This is a genomic window from Fibrobacter sp. UWB13, from assembly GCF_900177805.1.
Taxonomy (GTDB): Bacteria; Fibrobacterota; Fibrobacteria; order Fibrobacterales; family Fibrobacteraceae; genus Fibrobacter.
On sequence record NZ_FXAX01000003.1, the window covers coordinates 150,282 to 166,349 of the forward strand.

14 protein-coding genes are annotated in these 16,068 nt (G+C 48.9%); 6 read left to right on the forward strand and 8 right to left on the reverse strand.

Annotated elements, in window-relative coordinates:
• Positions 1-43: 43 nt before the first annotated feature.
• From B9Y77_RS13170 to B9Y77_RS13190, 5 genes are all read right to left on the reverse strand, one after another.
• A complete protein-coding gene (locus B9Y77_RS13170; RefSeq protein WP_085491958.1) occupies positions 44-1,498 on the reverse strand; it encodes a sigma-54 interaction domain-containing protein in 1,455 nt (484 codons plus the stop codon).
• A gap of 26 nt (positions 1,499-1,524) precedes the next feature.
• A complete protein-coding gene (locus B9Y77_RS13175; protein WP_085492027.1) occupies positions 1,525-2,694 on the reverse strand; it encodes a serine/threonine protein kinase in 1,170 nt (389 codons plus the stop codon).
• Positions 2,695-2,705: 11 nt separating this feature from the next.
• Complete coding sequence (locus B9Y77_RS13180) at positions 2,706-3,380, reverse strand: tetratricopeptide repeat protein (RefSeq protein ID WP_254900042.1); 675 nt, start codon at positions 3,378-3,380, stop codon at positions 2,706-2,708.
• Positions 3,381-3,602: 222 nt separating this feature from the next.
• Positions 3,603-4,040 carry a DUF3332 family protein gene (locus B9Y77_RS13185; RefSeq protein WP_073425133.1) on the reverse strand — a complete coding sequence of 146 codons (438 nt, stop codon included), beginning with the start codon at positions 4,038-4,040 and terminating at the stop codon, positions 3,603-3,605.
• Positions 4,041-4,155: 115 nt separating this feature from the next.
• The gene (locus B9Y77_RS13190) at positions 4,156-4,518 is read right to left on the reverse strand and encodes an NUDIX domain-containing protein (protein ID WP_085491960.1); all 363 of its coding nucleotides are present in this window, start codon (positions 4,516-4,518) and stop codon (positions 4,156-4,158) included.
• 123 nt (positions 4,519-4,641) lie between these two features.
• On the opposite strand from B9Y77_RS13190, the gene B9Y77_RS13195 reads away from it, so the two are divergent.
• The 5 genes from B9Y77_RS13195 (at position 4,642) to bioB (ending at position 11,386) form a co-directional block, all read left to right on the forward strand.
• Positions 4,642-6,204, forward strand: coding sequence for a sugar ABC transporter substrate-binding protein (locus B9Y77_RS13195; protein WP_085491961.1), 1,563 nt, complete (start codon positions 4,642-4,644; stop codon positions 6,202-6,204).
• A gap of 38 nt (positions 6,205-6,242) precedes the next feature.
• Positions 6,243-7,943 (forward strand): sensor domain-containing diguanylate cyclase, encoded by a 1,701-nt coding sequence (locus B9Y77_RS13200; protein ID WP_085491962.1) that lies wholly within the window; start codon positions 6,243-6,245, stop codon positions 7,941-7,943.
• Between the two features lie 32 nt (positions 7,944-7,975).
• Entirely contained in the window at positions 7,976-9,004 is a 1,029-nt protein-coding gene (gene dusA, locus B9Y77_RS13205; RefSeq protein ID WP_085491963.1) for a tRNA dihydrouridine(20/20a) synthase DusA, read from the forward strand.
• Between the two features lie 349 nt (positions 9,005-9,353).
• On the forward strand, positions 9,354-10,310 hold the full coding sequence (gene argF / locus B9Y77_RS13210; protein ID WP_085491964.1) for an ornithine carbamoyltransferase: 957 nt from the start codon (positions 9,354-9,356) through the stop codon (positions 10,308-10,310).
• A 104-nt stretch (positions 10,311-10,414) separates the two neighbouring features.
• Positions 10,415-11,386, forward strand: a complete 972-nt coding sequence (gene bioB / locus B9Y77_RS13215; RefSeq protein ID WP_085491965.1) for a biotin synthase BioB — start codon at positions 10,415-10,417, stop codon at positions 11,384-11,386.
• A 67-nt stretch (positions 11,387-11,453) separates the two neighbouring features.
• Here bioB and B9Y77_RS13220 read toward each other — a convergent pair whose 3' ends face one another.
• The 3 genes from B9Y77_RS13220 to B9Y77_RS13230 are packed head-to-tail and all read right to left on the reverse strand — an operon-like array spanning position 11,454 to position 14,734.
• On the reverse strand, positions 11,454-12,872 hold the full coding sequence (locus B9Y77_RS13220) for a lanthionine synthetase LanC family protein (protein WP_085491966.1): 1,419 nt from the start codon (positions 12,870-12,872) through the stop codon (positions 11,454-11,456).
• Positions 12,872-13,885, reverse strand: a complete 1,014-nt coding sequence (locus B9Y77_RS13225) for a PLP-dependent cysteine synthase family protein (RefSeq protein ID WP_014545402.1) — start codon at positions 13,883-13,885, stop codon at positions 12,872-12,874. The genes B9Y77_RS13220 and B9Y77_RS13225 overlap by 1 nt, the downstream gene beginning before the upstream one ends.
• A gap of 54 nt (positions 13,886-13,939) precedes the next feature.
• Complete coding sequence (locus B9Y77_RS13230) at positions 13,940-14,734, reverse strand: SDR family NAD(P)-dependent oxidoreductase (RefSeq protein ID WP_085491967.1); 795 nt, start codon at positions 14,732-14,734, stop codon at positions 13,940-13,942.
• A 472-nt stretch (positions 14,735-15,206) separates the two neighbouring features.
• Between B9Y77_RS13230 and B9Y77_RS13235 the strand changes: the two genes are divergently transcribed.
• Entirely contained in the window at positions 15,207-16,013 is an 807-nt protein-coding gene (locus tag B9Y77_RS13235) for a C40 family peptidase (RefSeq protein ID WP_085491968.1), read from the forward strand.
• Positions 16,014-16,068: the final 55 nt, after the last annotated feature.

Sequence of the window (16,068 nt, forward strand, 5' to 3'; positions counted from 1 at the left end):
GGTGAGTCTCCTTAAATTGAGCTTCAGCATTTTAAAAACATCCCTATACCTTAAAGTCTTCTTTTTTCAAGCCCAGGCGTTCCATAATTTCACGGAGCACCTTGCGGTCGATACCAAGAATCGTAGAGGCGAGCGTAAGGTTCGCATTCGTATCCTTGAGCGCGCGCGAAATGACTTCGCGTTCGACCGCTTCGCGGGCTTCCTTGAGCGTGCGCGGCGATTCCTTCGCCTGCACCTGCATGTCATCAAGTCCTAAATCCTTGGGCTGGATTACGCCATGCACGGCCTGCACCAAGCCTTTCTGCACGCGGTTTTCGAGTTCGCGCACATTGCCCGGCCAGTGGTAACCGAGCAGCGCCTTTTCAGCATTACGACTCAGGTGGAATTTTCCACGGCCATATTCTGCGCCATAGCGCTGGATAAAATTCTCCGCCAAGAGCACTACATCCTGACCGCGATCGCGCAGCGGCGGGAGTTCAAGCGGCAGCACCTGAATGCGGAAGTATAAGTCTTCGCGGAAGCGTTTTTCGCGCACGGCCTCTTCCAAGTCCACATGCGTTGCACTGATTACGCGCACGTTCACCGGAATTTCACGGTTGTCGCCTACACGCGTGATGTGCTTTTCTTGCAACACGCGCAAAAGCTTCACCTGCATATTGAGCGGAAGCTCGCCGATTTCGTCAAGGAAAATCGTACCGCCATCGGCTTCTTCGAAAAAGCCCTTCTTGTTTTCAATCGCCCCCGTGAACGACCCCTTGGCATGCCCAAACATGAGCGATTCCATCAAGTGCTCCGGAATGGCACCGCAGTTCACCGCAATAAACGGCTTTTCGGCACGCGGGCTATGCTTGTGGATGTAACGCGCCATCACTTCCTTGCCCGTCCCCGTCTCGCCACGGATAATCACCGGAAGCGGGAGCGGCGAAAGTTTATCGGCCATCGCAATCACATCGACCATCGCCTTCGAAGAATAGACAATCCCATCCTTGCGGACAACATTCTTAAGCGTATCGAGCGATTCCTTATCGCGCAAACGATCATAAGCGGCAAACGCAAACTTTTCACAGACCGCCACAAACGAATCAAACAGAGCGCTATCTTCGTCGGTGAACGGTTCCTTGCGGGCGGCACGCTGCAAATAGAGATACCCCGCCTCGGATTCCGGCGTTCTAAACGGAGACACCATAATGCTCGTGAGCTGGTTCTGCACAATGGACTTGGACAAATCCGCCGACTCGTCATCGAGCTGGTTCCAAACCACGGCGCGCTTTTCGTTTTTCGCAAGTCGAACCGCCGAAATCGAAATCGAGACCTTCTCCGGATTCGAGAAATGAAGCGGTTCTTCGCCACCAATATCCAACACAGCGGCATCGGCATGCAAAACGCCTTTTGCCACTTCGAGAATTTTCGGGAAAAGAGCCTCCGGCTGTTCCTCATCTAAAAGAGTCTTGACCACATCAAGCATCTTTTCTGTAGCGAGCATGGATTCCGATTTCATAACAAAGCCCTTTTGCGGTTTTGCTGCTATTCGGCAGAGGGCACCGGGAGCTCCATAAGCAAGCTATCCACCTTCAAATCCGGGGCTTTCTCGCTTTCTACAGACGGCTCAATGTTCCTCGACCGCTTTAACAGCCGGTCCCCTGTTGCATCGATACCGAAACTCATTGTTCCACTCGTAAGCAACAGCACTATCAAGAGTAATATAAGTCCCGAAACGCCCAAAACAGTCCATTTTAGCCAATTATTTTTCTTGCAAACGACAAACGGAAGCCCCTTTTCGAGGGTCACTGGAACTTTTCGCCCCACATTCAGGTTGTTATCCGGGCGATTAATGGATTGGATATATTGGGTAATGCAACTCGAAAGCGCAATTTCCCCATGCGACACTTTATCAAGTGCAATTTCCAAAATTTCATCAAGCTCGTCAAAGTCTTCGACGCGATCCGAGACATCCGCACAGAGAAGTCCCGACCAAAGCGGTTCCAGCACCGAGAGCTGTTGCGCACCTTCGGGCGTATCAAAGGCGCCCGTTGCATAAAGCTTTTCTGAGATGTTCAAGTCCTGCACATTCGCCATCTGCTCGGCAAACTGCTCGTAACCATCTGCAGTAATCAGGTCCTCGCCCGCAATCCAGCGGTACAGCAAAAGCCCAAGGCTGAACAAGTCGCTTTTTTCATCGGCAGGCTTGCCCTGAAAGCGCTCCGGAGCCGCATAAGCAAGCGCACCCGGCCCCACAATGCCGCAGTCAATCAATACCGTCCGGAGTCCAAGACCCGCATTTCCGCCACCATCGCCATCCATCGCAAATATCACATTAGCGGGGCTCAAGTCGCCATGCGACACCCCCTGTTTGCGCAACGCCGCAAGCGCCGAAGAGACTTGCCTCAGCGCCACAAGCGCAACCGGCACCATCATACGCCCAAGCGTTTCCGAAGATTCGCCATTTATATAATCGTAAATCAGGTAAGGCGTTCCATCGCGATTGCCCCATTCTTCAATGCGGTACAGCCCCGGCTCACGCACCTTATACGCACGTTCCACAACGTTTTCATCAAACGAGAATCCGTCATTATACCACTTGAGCACATACGGTGCGCCGCCCACATTCAACAGGTAAATCGAGGCTTCGCCACCACGATGCAGCAAGGCGGCTCCCTTCACGGAGTCCAAGAGCGTTTTTTCGAATTTCTTCATGGCACGCCCGCTCACAGTTTACCTGAATAAACCATCGCCTTGAGCGAGTCTTCGGCAATGCGCGTCCACTTGGCAAGTACCGCATCTTGCGGCAACGCTTCACGCCCCATCGACCAGATATCCCATGCGGATTCATAGTCATGAGCGTTCCAGTAAAGGTTTCCGAGGTTCACATACGCCGATGCAAATTTCGGTTCCTTGGTCACGATGTACGCATAAATTTTCTTGGCACCATCAATGTCACCATGCCCAGCCATGATTAGCGCCTTCAGATTATAGCTAAAGTAATTTTCCGGATCCAGCTGAATAGACTGGTCCAAAAGCGCCATCACCTTCGCCTGGACATTCTCGGCAAGCATCGCGCGGGCAAGGTAAAATAGCGCTGTCGAATACATAGGCTTCGACTTTTCGCTCGAATCCACCACAGACAAAATTTTGAATTCGCGAACAGTGCGTTCCCAGAGCGCAAGCGTACTTTCTTTTAGGCGTTCCTTGTCTTCGGCAACGGCGTAATAGGCAATAGCAAGGCCATAGCGGGCATCGCGATTTGCAGGTTCAGCATCCAACACTTTCGAGAAGTTTGTAACAGCGCGGTCGTAATCGCCAATGCGGAGAGCCTCGTCACCACGTTTCAGGTCATTCCCGTTGCAAGCACAAAGAACCGCCGCAACAAAAATTGCGAACAAGGCCCCAATAGCGCAACACAAACGATTATGGACAACCCGACATTGCATGCTAGAAGTATATATAAAATTTTAGTTATTAGTTACTAGTTATTAGTGAGTAGCATTGTTTATTTGTCAGCAGCTTACCGTTGACTATTGACCTATGACCATTGACTAATGACCAAACAAAAAACGCCCTCCGGGATTTCCAGAGAGCGTCCAATGACCAAATTTGTTTGTCGATTACTTTTCGATTTCGTACTGAGCAACGAGGTTGCCTTCAGCATCGAGAGCACGAACGACGTTTTCATCGCGCTGGAGAGTGAGGCTCGTGGTTTCGCCCTTAACAGTGGTGTACTGCACAGAGAGAGTACCATCTTCGTTCTTCACAGCGGCAACGGAATTACCCTGTTCGTCCTTCTGGTAGTAGGAGTCGTCTGCAGCAAGCGGATTGGAACCGGTCCAGAATTCAACAGTGTTGAGGACGAGCCAGTCCACGAGACCGATACTGATCGGGTAAACCGGAACAACCCACATCAAGAAATGGACGCAGGAATTGAGCCACTTATTGCCCAAAGTGCCGTTCCAGCGGAGGAGCTTCTTAGTGAGACCATAGCTACCATGGCAGCCAGAGAGGACGAGAACGCTTGCGCAAAGAAGAGCGGCAATAGCTTTTTTCATGATTATAAACTCCTTATATTTAAGTGTTTTGTTTTTGCAAAAAATATAAGAAACAATAATACAATTTGCTAGTGCAACACTCTTTATCCCACAGTAAAATTACAATTACCTTTACTTATTCCGTGAGTAAGCTCACATGTGGCTCAAGGATACGCAAGCGATTCAAATCACGATATTTGACCCAGCGGAAGTCGTCGTATCCATATATATGGACAAAATTCCGGCAAAGTTCCACCTCGTAACCTAAAATCCGTCCCCCGTCTCCATAGCTAAAATCGACCGCTCCGAGAGGGTGCATTTTCTGCGGATTTACCGTTAAACGCTCAAAAAAAGCCCTTTCCAGGGCATCTTCTGCAGTTTCGCCATCTTCCAAAATTTCGGTCGGGAGTTCCCAATAGCCCGGGAAAAGCATTCCACCACCTCTTTTACACATCAAAATCCGCCCTTTTCGCCGAACAATCCCGCAAACAGCCAGCATTTTAACCCCTCCTGAGATACCGATCACAACTTTTTGCTTGCATTTCTTTTATTTTTTTAATAAATCTACAAATATCATACAAAGATGATACAATCTATGTTTTGGAAATTTAGGAGGTGAATCATGAATGCGATAACTAAAGTGACTAGTATTATTACAGCTATTGCAGTTTCATCCATTTTTGCAGCCAAGGCACCCGTAGCTAAACCCGCCGCCAAAAAGCAGGAAGCTCTGACCGTCTGGATTATGCCAAACGGCGCATCGCCACAAGAAAAACTTGAACAGAGATTAAACCTCTTTACCAAGAAAACAGGAATCAAGACAAAAGTCACCGTTCTGGACTGGGGTGTAGCCTGGAACCGCATCACGACGGCACTTGCCACCGGCATAGACGCACCAGACGTATTACAGCTCGGCACAACATGGGTCCCGTACTTTGCTTCCCGCGGCGAAATCAAGCCTTTGAACGAATGGCTCACACAAATTGATTCCACGAGGTTCGTTCCCGTCAGCTGGAACACGACTCATATCGACTCCGACACGACCATCTATTCCGTTCCGTGGTTCATCGATATCCGCCCAATTTTGGCCAACAAACGCATTCTCAAGAAGAACGACATCAATCCTGACGATGTCTCTACATTTGATGGATTCGTTAAAGCCATCCGCAAGGTGAACAACAGCCACGAAATGCTCGACGACGGCACCAAGGTCCGCGCATTTGCATTCCCGGGAAAGAACGACTGGAATATCCCGCACAACTTCGCCCCGTGGATCTGGAGCAATGGCGGCAATTTCATCGAAAAAGACGCTAATGGCAAATGGAAAGCGAGTATCCTCACCCCAAAGACCATTTACGGTATCGCAAAGTACTTGAGCTTTGTGCTTGATACGCTTGTAAGTACAGATGCATTGCAGATGAATACGGCCCAGATTGTGCAACACTTTAATGCGGGTGAACTCGCCTTTATCGTAAACACATCCGAAGTCATCATGCAGACGCGAATCGAAGGCGAAAAAGGCGGCCTTTTGAACACGAGAATCGGTAAGGATAGCGTGATGGCACTCCCCATCCCGACAGGCACGGAAGGTTCTGTCAGCTTTATCGGCGGAAGTAACCTCGCCATCCCGACAGGCAACAAAAAGCAAGAATCTTTGGATCTTTTACTTTATCTCACCAACGATGAAAACTTGGATGCATATACAAAGCAAATAGGCATGCTCCCCGCATCGAAGAAGGTTCTTGCCAACTGGTCCAAGGACGACGACTACAAGACGCTCGTTCCTATGCTCGGCACAGGGCGTGCCTACACAGCCATTCCAGAATGGGGCGATATTGAACAGATCCTCGGATCCATGTTCAGCGCCATTTGGGACCATCTCGAAATCCCGGCGCTTTACTCCGAAGAAAAGATTTATGAAATCCTCGCGAATTATTCAAACGACATAAACAAGCACCTGAACCACCCAATTTCCGGAGACCTCACATTCGCAGAATTCCGCGAAACCTGGCATAAGGCATTGGGCATCAAGGACGAAAACCAGAACAAGGGTATCGAAGAAAAAACAAAGCCGACCGAAGAAAACGATTCCGGTTTCAGCCGTACCCCGTGGATTTTCGCCATCGCAGTGCTTTTAGGATTCGTTTTCGCCGTCACTCGTAGAAAAAACTCTAACAAAAAATGATTCGTTAGTTATATTTCTAATAAAAGACTAAAGGGCTTATGGGATTAAAGATTTCTAACATCACGAACAGCATCATCATCAAAAGCTTATTGCTCTTGATTGTTTCGATGCTTGTCATCGTGATGATTGGAAACTACGTCTTTACCCAAAGGCAGATGAAGACGACCTTAAAGCTGAGTTACGATAACAACGAAACCCAGTTACAGCAGCTTGCCAACACAGCCAACAACGAAATGGAACAGTTCGCAAGCCGTCTTTCGCTGCTTGCCAAGACTTCCGAAATTCAAAGCATGGACAAGCTCACGGCGGCAGGTTACCTCAAAAGCTTCAACATATCGTCGCTATTCATTTCGGGCGAATCCATATCGCTCTTTGACCGTAGCTACAATCTTGTCTGCAACAACTCCATGCTAGGCACAACCAAGATAACCTACCCTATCGAGTTCAATAGAATTTCTCCTCACAGGCCGACCATTTCTCCATGGTTCCGCGACACCGACGGCACTCCCAAGCGAGCCTTTGGCGTTGTCGTTTCGGACAGAGCCATGGGTGATGGAAGACTGGTATCAAACTTTTCGATTCGCCGACTCTGGAAATACTTTTCGGAATACAAAGTCGGGCAAAACGGCATTCTCATCGCATGCAATGGCCAAGGCGAAATCCTTTACCACCCGGATATGAGAACTTGGCTTGACGGAGTCCACAAGATTACGGAACTCGGACTTGGCGACATGAACATCAAGCAGGATAGCGATAATTCCATTCGTTTCGTAAAGCTGGACAACGGAAAGTCCTACCTCATCAACAGGACTTTCAACCCGACTTACGACCTTGGTCTTATCGCCTTACAGCCTAAGACAGAAATTGATGCAATGGTTTCGTCGGTTCACCATGTCAGCCAAATCATTTTGTTCAGTTCGATTATCGCCATCTTGCTCGTGTCTCTTTGGCAAATCCTGATTGTCTGTAAGCCGCTCAACAACCTGATCGACCACATTTCACAGATTACCGAAGGAAACCTCAACATCGAGGAATTCAAGGCAAAGAGCAGCCAGGACGAAATCGGCAGACTCGCCAAGGTGTTCAACCAAATGCATGCAACCATCAAGCGACAGATTCAGGAACTGAACGCGCATAGGGACATGCTTGAAAAAGAAGTCAAGGAACGCACCTACGAGCTTGAACAAGCTAACAAGAAACTGGACTTGATTTCGAGAACGGATGAACTGACGCAGTTGCCGAACCGCCGTGATATGCACAGGACGATTGAAAAGGAAGTCGACCGAGCAAACCGCTTTAGAAAGGCATTTAGCATTATCTTTATCGATATTGACCATTTCAAGGATGTGAACGACACCTACGGACATGCAGCAGGCGATGCCGTACTCAAGTCTGTCGCAAGCACCATCCGCAGTCTGTTGCGCAAATACGATGTGCTCGCACGCTACGGTGGCGAAGAATTCTTGACTTTGTTGCCGGAAACGGAATTGAAGGACGCCTCACACGTCGCCGAACGTTTCCGCAAGCAAATTGAAAACCAGACCATCTTCTTTGGCGGTCAGGAAATCAAAGTTACCATTACACTTGGTGTTGCCCAGTTCGATAGCAGCCAGGGCGCAGAAAAGTGCATCCAGCTTGCCGACAAGGCGCTTTACGAAGGCAAGGAACACGGTCGAAACAGGGTTATCCTCTGGACAGACGATAAAGCCGTAGAAAGCACCGAAAAGCAACAAGCATAAATAAGATTCGCAAAATTTCTATTTTTGCGTTCATGAACATCGACTTCAACCGTAGACTTTCCATCGCTCCGATGCTCGACTGCACGGACCGCCACGAACGTTATTTTTTGCGTTTGCTTTCCAAGCACATTTTGCTTTACAGCGAGATGGTTGTGTCTACGGGGCTTTTGCATTGCGAGAACAAGGACTTGTTCCTCGGGCACGAGCCGTTTGAACACCCGGCTGTGTTGCAACTCGGCGGTAGCAATCCGGCAGATCTTGCCGCCGCATCAAAGCTCGTGGAAGCAGCAGGCTTTAGCGAAGTCAACTTGAATTGCGGTTGCCCATCGGACCGTGTGCAGAACGGGAACTTCGGCGCATGCCTCATGAAAGAGAAAAACGTCGTTGCCGATTGCTTCAAGGCAATGCAGGATGCCGTTTCGATTCCGGTTTCTATCAAGTGCCGCATTGGAGTCGATGATCTGGACAGCTGGGAATTTTTCACAGACTTCATCCAGACCGTGCGTGATGCGGGCTGCAAAATTTTCATCGTGCATGCGCGCAAGGCTTGGCTCAAGGGACTTTCGCCTAAGGAAAACCGCGAAGTGCCGCCACTCCATTACGAGTTCGTCCACCGCCTCAAGGCGGAGATGCCGGAGCTGAACTTGAGCATCAATGGCGGCTTCAAGACGCTCGACCAGGTCGAAGAACAGCTGAAGGATTTGGACGGCGTGATGGTCGGTCGCGAAGCATACGAGAATCCGTGGTTCCTGCACGACGCCGATGCAAGAATCTTCGGGGATGTTCGCCCTGAAAGCAACAACCCGGCTGAGATTATTGCCGGAAACGCTCGCCCCGCCACAAGAAAGGCGCTCCTCGAAGCCTACCTCCCCTACGTCGAGAAGCAAACTGCTGAAGGCTGCCCTGCGACAATTCTCGTGAAGCACCTCTACGGACTTTTTGCAGGACTCCCGGGCGCCCGCAAATTCCGCGCCACGCTCAGCAACGAGAGCCCCCGCGCCCACCTTTACGGAGGCGCCGCCGCCCTCATCCGAAAAGCGATGGAACTCGTCGGAGAATAGCACGAAATCTTCGCCCCTACCCCTTGACAACCGAATAAAATTTTTCTCTATTTGGTGGCGTATTTTTAAGTTTAACCTTTAACGGAGATACAACATGCCTTGCGGAAAGAAAAGAAAGCGCAGGAAGATTGCGACTCACAAGCGTAAGAAGCGCCGTCGTCGTGACCGTCACAAAAAGAAACTTCGCTAATATCCGTTAGCATTTTCTTGTGATTTCCTGTAAAAGACGGAGTGTAAAAGCTCCGTTTTTTCGTTTTTCATTTAGAAAAGTGACCAATTTTAGCGACAAAAAGACATCTGTTGATTCACAAATCAAACGATAAATAGGGATACCCCCAAAGGAAACTAAATGATAGATCGCAACAAACACTTCCTCCGCTTGACCGACTGGAGTGAAGAAAAAGTTCTCGAAACCATCGAGATTGCCTCGCGTCTCAAGGCTGAAGTTCACGCTGGTAAGGTTTCTGACCGACTCCACGGCCAGAACATCGCCATGTTCTTCGAAAAACCGTCGCTGCGAACTATTACGACTTTCCAGGTGGGCATGAACCAGCTCGGCGGTCACGCCGTGCTCCTCTCCCCGGATTCTATCGGTCTTGGCAAGCGCGAAAGCGTCAAGGATGTCGCCCGCTGTCTCAGCCGCTGGGTCAACGCCATTGTGGTCCGTTGCTTCAAGCAGCAGCTCGTCGAAGAACTCGCTGAATATGGTACGATCCCGGTCGTGAACGCATTGACTGACGATTACCATCCGTGCCAGGCAATCGCTTTTGCCCAGATGATCAACGAAAACCTCGGCGGATTCAAGAACGGCAACAAGTCGAAGACGGTCGCCTTCATCGGTGATGGCAACAACGTCGCGAACTCCTTCCTTGCCCTTTGCTCTAAAGTCGGTATGAACTTCACGCTCGCTTGCCCGAAGGGTTTTGAACAGCCCGCCAAGGTTGTCGAAGAAGCTCAGGAAGGCTTGAAGAAGCACGGCTGTCAGTACCGCGTATTCCACGACCCGAAGGAAGCTGTCAAGGACGCCGACATTCTCTATAGCGACGTTTGGGTTTCTATGGGTCAGGAAGGCGAAAAGGCAACAAAGCAGAGCCACTTCTTGCCGTTCCAGATCAACGACGAACTCTTGAAGCTCGCTCCGGCACATTGCAAGGTCAGCCACTGCTTGCCGGCTCACCGCGGCGAAGAAATCACAGACTCTGTGATGGACAATCTCGACGTGAACATGAGCTTCGAAGAAGCTGAAAACCGCCTGCACGCTCATAAGGCTGTTTTGTGGCAAGTGATGACTCCGTTCAACAAGTAAGAGTCAAGTCTTGATGAAATTCGCCCGGCATCACCGCCGGGCTTTTTTATTGTCAACGCACCCCTAAATAGCTATATTTGGACTCGTTTTAAAAGGAGTTGCGAATGTCCTTCATTCAGGATCTTAAGGAAAAAGTTCTCGGCGGTTACGAAATCACGCGTGATGAGGCAATTAAGCTTTTGAGCGAAGACCTCGACGAACTCACGAAAGCCGCCGACGAAATCCGAGAAAAATTCCACGGCGACGACTTTGATTTTTGTTCCATCGTGAACGCCCGCAGCGGTCGCTGCTCCGAAAACTGCAAGTACTGCGCCCAGAGCAGCTACTACCACACCGGCGCCCCGGAATACAAGTTGCTCAGCGCCGACGAAATTGTCGCCGACGCGAAGAAGAAAGAAGCGGCAGGCATTCCGCGTTACTCCATTGTGACTTCGGGCCGTACGCTTTCAAATCGCGACGTGGAGCAGATTAGCGAAGCACTCCGCCGCCTGAAAAAAGAAACGAAGCTTTCCGTTTGCCTTTCGGCAGGACTCTTGAACAAAGAACAGTTCGACAAGCTCAAGGAAGCAGGCCTCACCCGCTTCCACAACAATCTGGAAACGTACCGCCGCCACTTCCCGGATGTTTGCACAACGCACACCTACGACGATAAAATCGGCGCACTCCAGAACGCACTTGCGGCTGGCCTCGAAATTTGCAGTGGCGGCATCATGGGCCTTGGCGAAACGACGGAAGACCGAATCGACATGTGCCTGGATTTGCGCAAGCTTGGTGTCAAGTCCACTCCGGTAAACGTGCTGAACGCGATTCCCGGAACACCGTACGAGAATCTCCCCAAGCTCACGAACGACGAATTCTGCCGCATCGTGGCAATTTACCGATTTATCAACCCGAAGGCATTTATCCGTCTTGCAGGCGGTCGCGGCGTACTCGGCGACGACGGCAAGCGAGCTTTCAAGAGCGGCGCAAATGCAGCCATCACGGACGACATGCTCACCACTGCCGGCGTAAACAGTTGCAAGGACTTCGAGCTTGTGAAAGGTCTCGGATTCAAGCCACACGGATTTATCGGCTAAAAATAAAAAAGCGTTTTCGCAGATTCCCTTTTCTGCAAAAACGCTTCCGGATTCTATGTTTTAAATTCTAAGCAGCTTTTACCGGATTCAAGAAGAGATATTCTACCGTTTCCGTTTTTATCTTTATGCCCTTTTCGTGAGCGTAGAGATAAAGCAATGCTGTACCGACACCAGCCGCGCCATCGTAAAGCCCCGTGTAGGTTTCTACAAAACCCGGCAATTTGCGAGTCCAAGCCGCAAACCAGCGACGTCCCTTGTCATCGTTCCAAGAATCACCGAGAAGCTTGTCTGCAGTGAGCTTCGCCTGTTCGATGTAGGATTCATCATTCAGTACTTCTGCGGTCTTCACAAAATGAGCGAGGACGCCAGGGGCTCCGCAGCAAAGGCAATAACTATTCCAATAACCCGGAGTATGCTTGAGTGGAGCGCCGGTCTTGAGGATTCCCTTAGTGAGCAAGTCCACCCATTCCAAGTTTTCTTTGTTCTGAGTCACATCGAAAAGTTTGCGGAACAAAAGTGTTGTACCCACGGGACCATGGCAAGTCGAAAGGTAATAGAAGTCATGGAAACGCCCCTTTTCCGGATTGTAGAGATACGGAATCAAAGCACCATTTTCATCGCCCTCAACGATTGCCGAAAGGAACTTGACAACTTCATTCGCCTTGTCGAGATAAGCTTTTTCCTTAGTTTCTTCGTACAAGAGAACATTCAAGAAAGCGGATCCAGCAGCACCATGGCTAAAGTTAGGGAACACAGATTCCTTGGATTTCCAGCCAACAAGCGTCAAGTCCACGTTCTTGTAGTAAATGCCGCCTTCCTTGGCATGGACAATTCTCGTGTCTGTAAAAGCGACAACTTTTTTGGCCGCATCCAGATACTTCTTGTCTTTAGTCTTACGATAGACGTAAAGGAAGAAAAACGCGTAAGATCCATCGGCCATCAGGTCGGCTTCGGTACTCCAGTGGAGCGTGTTACCGTCATCAACGCCTGCAGCGATGGAATCGTCTGCCGTGCGGATCAGGAATTCGCGGTAACGCGGATTGCCCGTATGTTCGTAAAGCTGTTCCACGAAAACCGCCTGCCCCGCCGGTGACGCATAGACACTCGTTCCCCAGCCCTTGACCGGCCAAATACCGCCGTCGTTTCCGTTTAACACATTATCAAAGAACTGTTTGCCTTCGTACGTGTTGAGGATGTATTCTGCGGCATCCTTAGCTTCTTGCAAATACACTTCGTCCTGAGTGACATCGTAAAGTTGCAAGAAGAATTGGCCAATGCCTGCCGAGCCGGCATAAAGGCCCTTAGGCGTAATCATCAAGTCGCCCTTGTACTCATTTCCCGGTTCCGGGCTTGCTTTCCAGTACTTGCCTTGCGGCGTGACGACCTCGTTTGTCTTGAGATACTTGACAATCTGCAAGACCGCTTCGAGATAATTTCCATTTTTGGAGGCACTAAAATCTAGATTCTGAACAAAGTTTAATTTCATTACACAGCCTCACTTTTCTTTTTTCTCTTGTACAAATCCGTGGAGAGATACTTGTAACCATTATCGGCGTAAATCACCACAATGTTCTTGCCAGCCGCTTCGGGGCGTTTTGCAATCTGGATTGCTGCCGTAAGAGCTGCAGCCGCAGAGGTTCCAAGGAAGAGACCATCGGTCTTTGCGGTTTCCTGAGCGGTCTCGTAAGCTTCTTCGGCCTTGATGTCAATGATTTCATCAAATTCAAAACCGTTATTGCGGTTATCCTTGATAATCGTCGGCACCAAAGATTCATCAACACGGCCAAGCGGGAGCGTACCATCGACAATGTGTCCCGTAAAATCAGGATTATCCGGTCGAGAAGTCGGAGCGGCCTGCACGCCAATGATTTTCACGTTGGGATTCTTTTCGCGGAGGTAGCGACCCGTACCTACAATAGTACCTGCAGTGCCGCCCATGGCTACAAAGTAATCCACATGGCCATCCGTATCGTTCCAAATTTCAGGACCTGTTGTCTGGTAATGATATTCCTGGTTGGCGTTGTTCAGAGTCTGGCCCGTGTAATACTGGCCCTTTTCCTTGGCGAGGCGTTCCATACCCGCAATCAGATCATCGAGCACAAGGCCCTTCTTTTCAAAGTCGGCCACTTCCTTAATGTCATAGAAAGATTGCAAATCGAGACCGTAGCCTTCAAAAATCTGGACGCGTTCAATCGTCGTGCCGGGTTCAAGATAAGGGACATATTCGTAACCAAGAGCGTGACCAATACCCGCAAGCGCAATACCTGTATTTCCACTCGTCACGTCAATCAACGTATCACCTTTTTTGATAGCACCCTTCTTTTCGCCATCACGGATAAGGGCAAGAGCAAGGCGGTCTTTCACAGAGCCAGTCGGATTCAAGAATTCGAGTTTACCGATAATGTGCGCTTTGAGGCCGTACTTAGATTCGTAATTAGTCAGTTCAACAAGGGGAGTGTTACCAACGAGTTCAGCAATAGACTTATGAATTTTAGACATGTTTGAGAATCCTTTTTTGTTAAAATTTTTAATTTGTTAATAGATTAGATTATTTTATTCAGCATCACCGTAAATATTGACCTTGTTGTCTTCCTTGGTGGCGGTATAACCAGCATCTACAGGGAGCTTGATGCCTGTAATTGCAGAAGCCTGATCGCTCGTGAGGAAAAATACCGCATTTGCAATTTCTTCAGGTTCAATCCAACGGTTTAAAATGCTACGATCTTCAGCGGCCTTACGGAGTTTCGGATCCGAATAGTCATGTTTGATAGCCATCTCGGTCTTGGTAAAGCCCGGAGCTACAGAGTTCACGCGAATGCCATAGCGCCCTAGATGGAACGCTGCAGCACGTGTAAGCCCATCGACTGCGGTCTTCGAAATGCCATAAGCAAACGGAGTCCATTCTGCAAAGGAGGCGACAAACGAAGAAACGTTCACAATAGCGCCCTTGATGCCCTTTTCAATAAAGACACGACCTACATGCTGAATCAAATAAAGGCTCCCCCAGAGGTTCACATTTTCGGCCTGTTTGATTTCTTCCGGGTCAAAGCTAAGCACGTTTTTGCGATGGCCAACAATGCCTGCGTCATTGAACAAGGCATCAATGCGTCCGTACTTCTTAACGACTTGAGCAACGACTTCTTGACCTTGTTTGTAATTAGCGACATCCAGCTCGTAAGCGGTCACATCGGCACCTTGAGCGGTGAGCTTCGCTACTTCGCCATCGAGCTGTTCTTTTTTGATATCCGTTGCGGCAACAGCCCAACCTTCCTTGACATACTTCTTGACAGCGGCAAGGCCAATTCCCTGTGCGGCACCTGTAATAACGATAACTTTCTTTTCACTCATTCTGAAATTCCTTTTTTTGGTTTTTGCGGATACACCGGTAAAAGCGGTTTCACTCGAAACCTTGACACATGTTATCCTGATTTGTTGTGATTCCTTTGACTTCTTTTCTATAACCGTTGAAGCCCAAAGGATAATTGGCTTCTGGTTAGTTTATTTTCAGAATGCCTTCCGGCATTCGACAGTCGCTACACATATATGCTCCTTCGAAAGCCAAGGTGAAGTGAAAGACCTTTTCAATTCCCTATCGTTCTTGTGTGTTATAAAATTAGAATATACCTTCTGCAATGTCAAGGCATAGAGATATACTATTTTATCATATGTAGCTATAAGATATAGCTATAACCATAAATACCAGATTATTGAAGGGAACGCGCGCACAAATGCTATCCTAGACTATGATATTTATTACACATTCCGTCAAAACACCTTTAAAATCTGTTCTTGAAAGGTGTAATTAATTAAATTTCCATCGATGGCTTTCAAAAGTCGCATTTTTACGGGAATTCTAGTGGTATGCAGTTTGGTGTTACTTGCCAACTGCGCTTTTCCCGTACGCCCAGGATACGACAGAAAGAGCGGTACCTACAAGCGATACAGGGTGGCCACCACAACTCCTGAACCCGTCGATACCACCGCCGTAGACCCACAAGAAGAACTGGTGCAAGAAGAAAAACTAGCAGTCGCATCAACAACAAGCACAGACTCGATTGCTCCCGCCGTTAAAGAAAAAACAAACTCGTCGGACTCCGCATCTCATACATCAAATTTAAAAAGCAAGCCTGATTCGACGGTAGTTCGGAAAGACTCAATCGTAAAAATTGATTCCACGAAAAAGGATTCTGTCAAAAAGCAACCCGCCAAAAAAACTGAAGTTGCATCAAAAGCCAAGAAACAAACAAAGCGCGTCTCAAAGCCCACAAACCTTGAAAAATACGCCAAGGAATGGCTAGGCGCCAAGTACGTTTATGGCGCAGCAAGCAAAAAGAAGACGGACTGCTCCGGCTACGTGATGCAAGTCTATAAAGGCTTTTACGGGATATCACTCGATCATAGCGCACAACATATTTATGACGATGGACGCGGCTATTCCATCAAGCGTACAAAATTGCAAGAAGGCGATCTCGTGTTTTTCGGGAACTTCTGGAAAATCAGCCACGTCGGTATTTACTTGAAGGGCAACCGGTTCATTCACGCCAGTACGAGTAAGGGCGTGGTGATTACCTCCATGGACGATAACTATTGGTCGTCAAAATACAAAGGCGCAAGACGATTTAAGTAGGAGTTAGTTTTTAGTCAATGGCTCTTTGTCATTAGTTTTAAATGAGGCGCCGATG